This window comes from Streptomyces europaeiscabiei, assembly GCF_001550375.1.
Taxonomy (GTDB): domain Bacteria; phylum Actinomycetota; class Actinomycetes; order Streptomycetales; family Streptomycetaceae; genus Streptomyces; species Streptomyces europaeiscabiei.
In genome coordinates this window covers 1-4,990 of the sequence record NZ_LRTR01000309.1, presented here as the reverse complement: position 1 = coordinate 4,990, position 4,990 = coordinate 1, and the positions used below count along the sequence as shown (strand labels likewise).

At 72.0% G+C, this 4,990-nt stretch carries 6 protein-coding genes; 3 read left to right on the top strand and 3 right to left on the bottom strand.

The window, feature by feature from the left end:
- The coding region (locus AWZ10_RS15035) for an AMP-binding protein (RefSeq protein ID WP_244172492.1) at window positions 1–450 on the bottom strand (450 nt) is incomplete at its 3' end.
- Between the two features lie 172 nt (window positions 451–622).
- On the opposite strand from AWZ10_RS15035, the gene AWZ10_RS15030 reads away from it, so the two are divergent.
- From AWZ10_RS15030 to AWZ10_RS15020, 3 genes are read left to right on the top strand one after another with little or no spacing between them, the layout of a single operon-like run.
- Window positions 623–1,780 (top strand): lipid-transfer protein, encoded by a 1,158-nt coding sequence (locus AWZ10_RS15030; protein WP_208618499.1) that lies wholly within the window; start codon window positions 623–625, stop codon window positions 1,778–1,780.
- Between the two features lie 13 nt (window positions 1,781–1,793).
- Window positions 1,794–2,210 carry a Zn-ribbon domain-containing OB-fold protein gene (locus tag AWZ10_RS15025; RefSeq protein WP_060891295.1) on the top strand — a complete coding sequence of 139 codons (417 nt, stop codon included), beginning with the start codon at window positions 1,794–1,796 and terminating at the stop codon, window positions 2,208–2,210.
- The gene (locus tag AWZ10_RS15020) at window positions 2,207–2,986 is read left to right on the top strand and encodes an enoyl-CoA hydratase/isomerase family protein (protein WP_046707085.1); all 780 of its coding nucleotides are present in this window, start codon (window positions 2,207–2,209) and stop codon (window positions 2,984–2,986) included. Before AWZ10_RS15025 ends, AWZ10_RS15020 begins: the two co-directional genes overlap by 4 nt.
- 80 nt (window positions 2,987–3,066) lie before the next feature.
- Here AWZ10_RS15020 and AWZ10_RS15015 read toward each other — a convergent pair whose 3' ends face one another.
- Both AWZ10_RS15015 and AWZ10_RS15010 read right to left on the bottom strand, forming a co-directional pair.
- On the bottom strand, window positions 3,067–3,606 hold the full coding sequence (locus AWZ10_RS15015; RefSeq protein ID WP_060891294.1) for a hypothetical protein: 540 nt from the start codon (window positions 3,604–3,606) through the stop codon (window positions 3,067–3,069).
- Window positions 3,607–3,901: 295 nt separating this feature from the next.
- The coding region (locus AWZ10_RS15010; RefSeq protein WP_060891293.1) for a CU044_5270 family protein at window positions 3,902–4,990 on the bottom strand (1,089 nt) is incomplete at its 5' end.

Below are 4,990 nucleotides of genomic sequence, written 5' to 3'. Positions count from 1 at the left end.
CGCCCGCAGCCGGCCGCCGTCCGCGCCCGCGGCCCGCCGCAGCGAGGCCACGTACGACGTCCCCAGGAACGTCCCGGTGATGAACAGCAGCTTCGCCCGGCTGCGCGCCAGGACGTCCGCCGTCTCGCCGCCCTTGAAGCGGGTGTTCAGCGGGACGAGCACCGCGCCCGCCGAGACGGCGCCGAGTGCGGAGACGATCCAGTCGAGGGAGTTCGGCGCCCAGAGAGCGACCCGGTCGCCGACCCCCACCCCGTTCGCGACGCACGCGGCCGCCGCGCGTTCCACCCGCGCGCCCAGCTCCGCGTACGACACCCGCGTACGCCCGTCGACGACGGCCTCGACCCCGCCGAACCGCTCGACGGCCGAGCGGACCAGCCCCGGGACGGTCCCCCACTCCACGTCACCGCGCCCGTCCGAGTCACCACCGCGCCCATCCAAGTCACCGCGCACAACAGGCCTCCGTACCCGAGAACCAGTGTCCCAGCATCAGCTGACTACCCGTCAGATTAGCTGTACCCTGACGGACTGTCAGCAGCCGCCCGCCGCCGGACAGCCTCGGCTGCCGTCGGCCGGACAGTCCCTGGCCCATACCCCTGTGCGGAGGTGTGCCCCCATGGCCCCCATGGCTCCCCTGGCCGTGCTCAAGGACGCGACAGCGATCGTCGGTATCGGCCAGACCCCCTTCGCCAAGCAACTGCCGGAGTCGGAACGGGCGTTGGCGTGCCGGGCGGTTCTCACCGCCCTCGACGACGCGGGAATCGCCCCGGACGAGGTCGACGCGCTCGCCTCCTACACGATGGAGGAGACGGACGAGGTCGAGGTCGCCAAGGCGCTCGGCCTCGGCGACCTCACCTTCTTCAGCAAGGTCGGCTACGGCGGCGGCGGTTCGTGCGCCACGGTCGCGCATCTGGCCGCCGCGATCGCGACCGGGCAGGCCACGGTCGGCGTCGCCTGGCGGTCCCGGAAACGCGGCTCGGGCCCCCGCCCGTGGAAGAACACGGCAGTCCAACTCCCCACCCCGGCCCAGTGGACCCGCCCCTACGGCCTGCTGCGCCCCGCCGACGAGATAGCCATGCTCGCCCGCCGCCACATGCACGAGTACGGCACGACCCGCGACCACCTCTTCAACGTCGCCCTGGCCTGCCGGAACAGAGCGAACCAGAACCCCGCCGCGATCATGTACGAGCGCCCGCTGACCCGCGAGATGTACATGACCTCCCGCTGGATCAGCGAGCCCCTCTGCCTCTTCGACAACTGCCTGGAGACGGACGGGGCGTTGGCATGCGTCCTCGTCTCCGCCGAGCGCGCCCGCGACTGCCGCCGGACCCCCGTGTACGTCCACTCCGCCGCCCAGGGCCTGCCCGCCCAGCACCACGGCATGGTCAACTACTGGAACGACGACCCGCTGACCGGCCCCGCCTGGACCGCCGCCCGGCACCTCTGGAAGCACGCGGACATCACCCCGGACGACATCGACGTCGCCCAGATCTACGACGCCTTCACCGCCCTCATCCCCCTCTCCCTGGAGGGCTACGGCTTCTGCGGCCGGGGCGAGGGCGGCGCCTTCACCGAGGGCGGCGCCCTGGAGAGCGGCGGCCGACTGCCCCTCAACACCTCCGGGGGCGGCCTCAGCGAGGCGTACGTGCACGGCTTCAACCTGATCACCGAGGGCGTACGGCAACTGCGCGGCACGAGCACCGCCCAGGTACCGGGGGCGGCGACCTGCCTGGTGACGGCGGGCGAAGGGGTACCGACGTCGGCCCTGCTGCTTCGGAACTGAGGAGTTGACCCCCATGCTGACCCCTGTCGTGGACGACGACGGCGCCCCCTTCTGGGAGTACGCCGCCCAAGGCGAACTGCGCATCCAGGCCTGCGCCGACTGCGGCGAACTCCGCTTCCCGCCCCGCCCCTGCTGCCCGCACTGCCGCTCCTTCGCGACCGACTGGCGCCGGGTGACCGGTCGCGGCCGCATCTGGTCGTACGTCCTGCCCCACCCGCCCCTGCTCCCCGACTACGCCGAGCAGGCCCCGTACAACGTCGTCCTCGTCGAACTGACCGACGCCCCCCGCATCCGCCTCGTCGGCAACCTGGTGAGCGAGCCGGGCGCCCGCCTCGACTCCGTCCCCGTCGAACGCCTCCGCATCGGCGCCCGGGTCCAGGTCGTCTTCACCGCCACCGGCCTCCCCCAATGGGTACTGGAGCGACCGTGACCCTGCGCACGACGACGGACAAGGACACGGGCGTCGCGCTCCTCACCCTGGACCGCCCGGAGAAGCTGAACGCGATCGACCTGCCGACGGCGCAGCAACTAACGCGGCTGTGGCGGGAGTTGAGATACGACGACACCGTACGGGCCGTCGTCCTGACCGGCGCCGGCGACCGCGCCTTCTGCACGGGCCTCGACCGTGACGCGGCGAAGGCCGTCCCCCAACCGAACTCCCCCTACACGATCGAGGACCCCCTCCTCAAGGTCGGCCCGAAGTCCAACGACCTCTGGAAGCCGGTGATCGCGGCGGTGAACGGCATGGCCTGCGGCGGCGCCTTCTACCTCCTCGGCGAGTCCGACTTCCTCGTCGCCGACTCCTCCGCGACCTTCTTCGACCCCCACACCACCTACGGCATGGTCAGCGCCTTCGAGTCGATCCTCATGGCCCAGCGGATGCCGTACGGGGAGGCCGCGCGGATGGCGCTGATGGGCACCGCCGAGCGCGTGTCGGCCCGCCGGGCACACGAGGTGGGGCTCGTGTCGGAGGTGACGGAACCCGGCGAGGCCGTCGCCGCCGCCGTGCGGTGCGCCGAGGTGATCGCCGGGTATCCGCCGGAGGCCGTCCAGGGCACGGTCCGGTCCTGCTGGGCCGCCCGGGAGGCGGCGCGGGCGCACGCCCTCGCGTACGCCCCGCACCTCGTCTCGTTGGGCAACCTGCCGGGCGAACGGCAGGCGGAGCTGTTCACGGGGCGGCGACCTGGCGGGTACCGGGTGCGGTGACCCCTCGCCCCACCTGACTCAACCGACTCAACCACTCACCCAACGGAACCGACTGGACCGACTGGACCGACTGGACCGACTCAACTGATCGGCTCGGCCTCCGGCTCCGCCACGCAGTGGTCGAGCGACGACGCCATGCTCTTCCGCGCCATCTCGATGTCGACGGTCACCTTGTCGTCGGCGAGCACGTCGATCTTCCAGGTCTCGTCCTTGATCGTGGCCCCGTTGCTGTCCTTGAACGAGACGTCGACCCAGAACGCGGCGTCACTCGGATTGGGGTTGGTCACCTCGACGGTGGCGTACGGCTCCTTCACAGTCGCGCACTTCACCAACCGCACGGTCGCCGGCTCCAACTGGTCCGCGCCCGAGCCGGTGCCCCCGGTGGACGAGTCGCCGTACGAGTCGTAGTCGTCGTCGTTGTCGTCATAGTCGTAGCTCTTCCCCAGCCCGGACGAGCTGCCACCCGAGGACGAGGACGAGGAGTCGTGGTCCTGGGACGAAGAGCTGCAGCCGCCTCCCCCGCCACCGCCGTCGCTGCTTCCGCCGCCGCTGGAGCTGGTGCCGCCGTGGCCTCGGCCTGCCGAGAACCCGGACAGGGCGAGTACGACAACCGCTGTCATCGACGCGAACCTCAGTCCGCGCCCCCGTGTTTGCATGTGCATGCCCACAGCTTAGCCACTGGCGACATCAGGTGGAGGCGTGTGGCTCGGGTACGCGACCCCACACGCCCCCTGCTCGCCCCCGCACCACCCCGCACCACGCCGCATGCGCAAAGTGCCTTCCGCCCGGACCGACGGAACCCCTCGACAAGGTCCATCGGCCCAGCGCGGAAGGCACGTTCGCGGCTACGCCCCGTTTCCGACCTCGGCCCGGCCGAAGCGGCGAGGTCGGGGGGTTCCGCCGGACCGCACGCGCTCAGCGCCGGGCGTTCTCCGGCACCGTGATCTGACGCTCGCCCCAGCCCATCCGGGTCGTCGCCGTGTAGTTCACCGTCGTGCCCGCGTCGAGACCCGCTTCCCGGGCCCTGGCCGACGGTTCGACCAGCACGAGCTGCTCGCAGAGCAGTTCGCCGGTGGACGGGTCCACGACCACCCGCTGCTCCACGGTCCCCAACGGCGTCTCGTCCGTGCCGGGGAACGCGACCCCGACGCCCTCGCGCCCCAGCGGATCGGTGACACTCCCCAGCCCCCGGACGCCGGGCTGTTCCGCCAGCACCCGGTACGCGGCCGCCCGGACGGCGGGCTTCACCGGCATCGTGATGAGGTCGGTCGCCTGGCGCAGCACGTACGCCGTGCGGTCGCTGATCTCGGCACCGCTGTCCTCGCCGTGCCGGCGCTCCAGCTCCCGGCGCAACTCAGCGCTGTCGGAGGGAAGTTCCAGCAGATCCTGGTAGGAGGCGTTCCGCGAACCGAGGGCGTAGATCTTGTCGTCGTCGTCCGTCCGCATGACCGTCGGCCGCCCGGCTCCCATCGTGTACCCGAGCGTGCCGCCCTGCTCGTTCCCCGTGACTTCGGCCTCCATCGTCTCGGGTGAGCCGGCGGCACGCCAGCGTGCCTCGTCCTCCTTGGTCCGGGGGGCGGTCACGGCGTCCAGGCCGGAGACCATCAGGCTCCGGGTTCCCGGGCGCACACCGACCGACCACTCCGAGGTCCCCGTGTCGCGCACGGCGAAGAGCCGCCCCTTGCCTCCCGCCGCACTGACGACGTTCACGTCCTCCGAGCGCGTGAAGGTCTGCCAGTACGTTCCTTCGCCGGCCGACGTCTCGGCCTTCTTCGCCGCGCTGAGCAGTTCGAGGCGGCCGTCCGACATCGACGAACCCGGCCCCGCGGCGGCGGAGGACTGCGGGGGTACGCCCGGACTCACGCCCAGGGGATCCCGGTCGAGACTGCTCACGACCACCGCTGACGCCGCGACGGCGGCGAGGGCGGCCACGGTCCCGAACGGCCGGATCCCGCCCCGGAGTCGCCCCGGCACCCGGAAGCGCGCCGCGAGCTTCCCCACGAG

Excerpts from the sequence above, each read along its gene's own strand:
- AWZ10_RS15025 (WP_060891295.1), top strand. The coding sequence starts at position 1,794 with ATGCTGACCCCTGTCGTGGACGACGACGGCGCCCCCTTCTGGGAGTAC.
- AWZ10_RS15015 (WP_060891294.1), bottom strand. The coding sequence starts at position 3,606 with ATGACAGCGGTTGTCGTACTCGCCCTGTCCGGGTTCTCGGCAGGCCGA.
- AWZ10_RS15030 (WP_208618499.1), top strand. The coding sequence starts at position 623 with ATGGCTCCCCTGGCCGTGCTCAAGGACGCGACAGCGATCGTCGGTATC.